Source organism: Paratractidigestivibacter sp., assembly GCF_052362415.1.
In the GTDB taxonomy this organism is placed as follows: Bacteria; Actinomycetota; Coriobacteriia; order Coriobacteriales; family Atopobiaceae; genus Paratractidigestivibacter.
Window position 1 is genome coordinate 9,268 of the sequence record NZ_DAWEMK010000045.1, and the last position, 3,971, is coordinate 13,238.

The following is a 3,971-nucleotide window of genomic DNA, read 5'->3' on the forward strand; positions in this document are numbered from 1 at the left end:
CGTCGAGGACAGCGACATCATCGGCGGCGTCACCTCCTCCGGCGAGTACAGCGGCCTGAGCGCGATCACGCTGCTCTATCCCGAGCAGTTCGCGGTCTGCAATCTGATCGCGGCCCCCGGCTGGAGCCACAGTCCTGCCGTCTATAATGCTATGCTGACGGCCAGCCAGAAGATCAACGGCCACTGGGACGCCTTCGTCGTGGCTGACCTGCCCCTCGTGGACAGCACCGCGCAGGCGGTCGACACGATCACCAAGGCAATCGCATGGAAGAAGGCCAACGCCTTCACCGGCGAGCGCTCCAAGGTCTACTGGCCGCAGGGCGTGGACAATCTCGGCAACGTGTACCACCTGAGCACGATGGCCGTGGTCGAGCTCATGCGCGCCGACTTCAGCCACAACAGCGTCCCGATGGAGACCTGCGGCAACAAGGCTATCCCCATCATCAAGCAGTATTTCGGCGCCAACGCCAACAACCGCGGCTTCGACCAGCAGACCGGCAAGGAGCTGACGCAGAACGGCATCAGCACCGCCGTCGCGTGGGGCGGCGAGTGGGTACTGTGGGGCGACCATACCGCCGCCTATACCTATGGCGCAGACGTGGATCCCCGCGCGATCTTCGACGTCTCCATGCGGATGCTCATGCACATCACCAACAGTTTCCAGCGCGAGTGGAGCCCTGAGATTGACAGCCCCATGACCCGGGCTCTGAAGGATCGCATCATCAACCGCGAGCAGGAAAAGCTCGACGGTTATGTGAGCATGGGCGCCCTGCTGGGCGAGCCTGTGATCCTGTTCCTCGAGAGCGAGAACAGCACCACCGACGTGATGAATGGCGACTTTCGCTGGGACATCGCCGTCACCCCGACCCCGCCCCTCAAGTCTGCGAGCGTCTACGTCGCATACACCGACGCGGGCTTCTCTGTCTACTACGAAGGAGGTGACGAGTAATGGCAAACCTGTGGCTCGACCTGAAGGGCCCTATCCTCGCCGACACCGTCTACATCGGCGGCACCCTCGTCGCCAAAGACGTGACCATCTCGCTGCCGGCCGTCACTCCCGTGACCGCTGACTTCAAGGCTATGGGAACCTACACCGCCCCCATCCTCGGCCAGATCGAGGCTATGGAGGCGTCCATCACCAAGATCGGCATCGACCTCGGCCTGCGGAACATGATGAAGCTCGAGAGCAAGACCATCGAGATCCGCTGGGCTCAGGACGTGAAGCAGGCCGACGGCTCCACCAAGACCGAAGGCTGCAAGGCGTTCCTCCGCTGCGTCTCCAAGGGCATCCCGGGCCTCTCTGTGGATCCCGGCAACACCAGCGAGAACGAGGCCACGTTTGCCGTGAGCCGCTACCAGCTCTACGTCGGCGGCGCTGAATACTGGCTGATCGACCAGCTCAACACGATCCTGCGCGTCGGCGGCGTCGACTACGCCAAGGACATCCGCAGCCTGCTGTAACCCGAAGGGCGCCGCGCCTATGCGGCGCCCTCTATTTATCGAAAGGAGACGCACCCAATGAAGAACACCATCAAGCTCGACAACCCCGTGCAGATCAACGGCAAGAGCTACGACGAGCTGACCTATGACATCAGCGAGATCACCGCACAGGCGTTTGCTGAAGCTGACGCCAGAAAGCTGAGCGCCAGCGGCTCCAAGAACGGCAACGCGGCCGGCGCGGCCGAGCTGGACTACGGCCTGCACCTCTACCTCGGCTTCGCTGCCATCATCGCCATCAACCCCGAGATCGACATCTCCGACCTCGAGCGCGTCCGCGGCTACGACGTTATGAAGATTATGAGGATCGGCCGGGATTTTATTTCCGGGAAGTCGGAGGAACCCTACACCCCCGACAGCTCCGACGCGCAATCCGAGACTACGCCCGAGCCTTCCACACGTCGACGCGAGACCTCGGAGAGCGAAGGCTGACCGACTTCCTGACCGAATACGGGGAGGCCGTCGAGGAGGCCAAGCGGTTCCAAGCGAGCCGGCCGACTCGTGCGGCCAGCTTTAAGAAATCCCACATCAGAAGGAGGTGACGCACATGGCAAACGGAAAAACGATGCAGGCGGTCGTCAATCTGGCCGGCAGCATCGACCCATCACTCGGCAAAGCCATCGAACAGGCTCAGAAGAAAATCAGCGGCCTGAACGTGAAGGCGCTGGCCGTTGGTGCAGCCGTGGGCGGCATCGCTGTGGCGACAGGCAAGGCAGTCGTCGAGGCCGGAAAGTACATGAAGGATCTCGGCGCGTCCTTCGATGACGCTGCTGATGCTATCCGCATCGGAACCGGCGCCACCGGCGACGCGCTGGATGGGCTTCTGGATGACTTCGACGCCGTCTACAAGAGCGTCCCGACCACAATGGAGGACGCCAGCAAGGCGATCGCAGACTACAACACCCGCCTCGGCCTCACCGGCCCGCAGCTTCAGGAGATCTCCAAGCAGGCCATCCAAGTGAGCGATATGCTCGGGGACGACCTCGGCAGCGTGATCGAGGAGTCGAGCCAAGCCTTCCAACAGTGGAACATCGACGCCGACGACATGGGCGGCGCTATGGACTACATCTTTAAGGTCAGCCAGAGCACGGGTATGGGCTTCACGGATCTGATGGCAGATATGCAGAAGTTCGGCCCGCAGCTTCAGGAGATGGGCTACTCCTTCGAGACGGCGAGCGCCCTGATGGGCCAGCTCGACAAAGCCGGCGTAAACACCGACGAAGTGCTCGGCGCCATGAAAAAGAGCGTCGCCACACTTGCCAAGGAGGGCATCAGCGCCAGCGACGGGCTCGCCATGTACTACGAAAAGATCAAAAACGCCGGGACGGCCGCAGAGGCCGCCAGCATCGCGTCGGAGATCTTCGGTACAAGGGCGGGCTCCACGATGGCCGCAGCGATCCGAGACGGCTCTCTGGCCGTCGCAGACCTGACGGCTGAGCTGCAAGAAAACGGCGAGACAATCGCCGGCGCAGCCGATGACACCTACGACTTCGCCGAGCGGCTTCAGGTTATGAAGCAGGGGCTCGAAGTGGCCCTCAAGCCTATGGCGAACACTGTGTTCGACGGGCTCAACAAGTTCATGCCGACCCTGCAAAAGCTGATGGAGCAGATCACTCCGGCCATCTCCAAGGCGGTCGAGGCTGCGGCCCCGTTTGTCGACGAGTTCCTGACCGGCGCGGCCGACGCCCTCGAGGACGTTCTGCCCCTGATCTCTCAGCTCGCGGCCGACCTTCTGCCCGTTCTGACGCAGCTAATGAGCACTCTGCTCCCGCCGCTTCTCAGCCTCGTGCAGACGCTCCTCCCGCCACTCATGCAGATTGTTTCCGCGATCCTGCCGCCTATTGCCAGCCTGCTCGCCACCGTGCTCCCTATTATCACGCAGATCGTCAGCGCCGTGCTGCCTGTGCTGGTGAGCATCATCTCGAGCCTGCTGCCGGTCATCACCCCGCTGCTGGAGGTGGCCCTGCAAATCGTCAACAGCGTCATCATGCCGCTGCTTGATCCCCTGATGCAACTCGTTCAGGCGCTACTCCCTCCGATCCTGAGCCTGATCGGTGCCATCACCCCACTGCTGACCCCGCTGCTGTCTATTCTGGAGCCCATCGCCAGCGTGCTCGGCACGATCGTCGGCTGGGTATCGAAGATTGTCAGCTTCGGCTCCGGCGTCATCTCCAAGATCGCCGGCCTGTTCGGAGGTGGGGGCGGCGGCAGCGCGTCCGTCTCTGGCTATGCGACCGGCGGCTTCACGAGAGGCCCGTCCATCGCTGGCGAGGATCCGCACTACCCGACCGAGGCCGTCATCAGCTTCAACCCTGCATACCGCTCGCAAAACCTGTCCTACTGGGCCGAGGCGGGCCGGATGCTCGGAGCATCTGACGGCGAAAGCGACTACGAGCTGCTCAGCGGCGGCTCCGGCACCGCTGTGGTCTACGACCTGAGCGGGCTGTCCTTCTCCCCGCAGATCAAGATCGAGG

General features: G+C 62.8%; 3 protein-coding genes and 1 pseudogene. All 4 read left to right on the top strand.

Annotation, left to right across the window (positions count from 1 at the left end; all coding sequences use genetic code 11):
- Nucleotides 1-949: pseudogene (locus ACT84W_RS06065) on the top strand (phage tail sheath family protein); the annotation flags it as partial.
- Complete coding sequence (locus ACT84W_RS06070) at nt 949-1,461, top strand: phage major tail tube protein (RefSeq protein ID WP_195385480.1); 513 nt, start codon at nt 949-951, stop codon at nt 1,459-1,461. The pseudogene ACT84W_RS06065 and the gene ACT84W_RS06070, both read left to right, overlap by 1 nt.
- A gap of 57 nt (nt 1,462-1,518) precedes the next feature.
- On the top strand, nt 1,519-1,929 hold the full coding sequence (locus ACT84W_RS06075; protein ID WP_195385479.1) for a phage tail assembly protein: 411 nt from the start codon (nt 1,519-1,521) through the stop codon (nt 1,927-1,929).
- Between the two features lie 115 nt (nt 1,930-2,044).
- Nucleotides 2,045-3,971: phage tail tape measure protein (locus ACT84W_RS06080; protein ID WP_444328572.1), on the top strand; the 1,927-nt coding region annotated here is incomplete at its 3' end.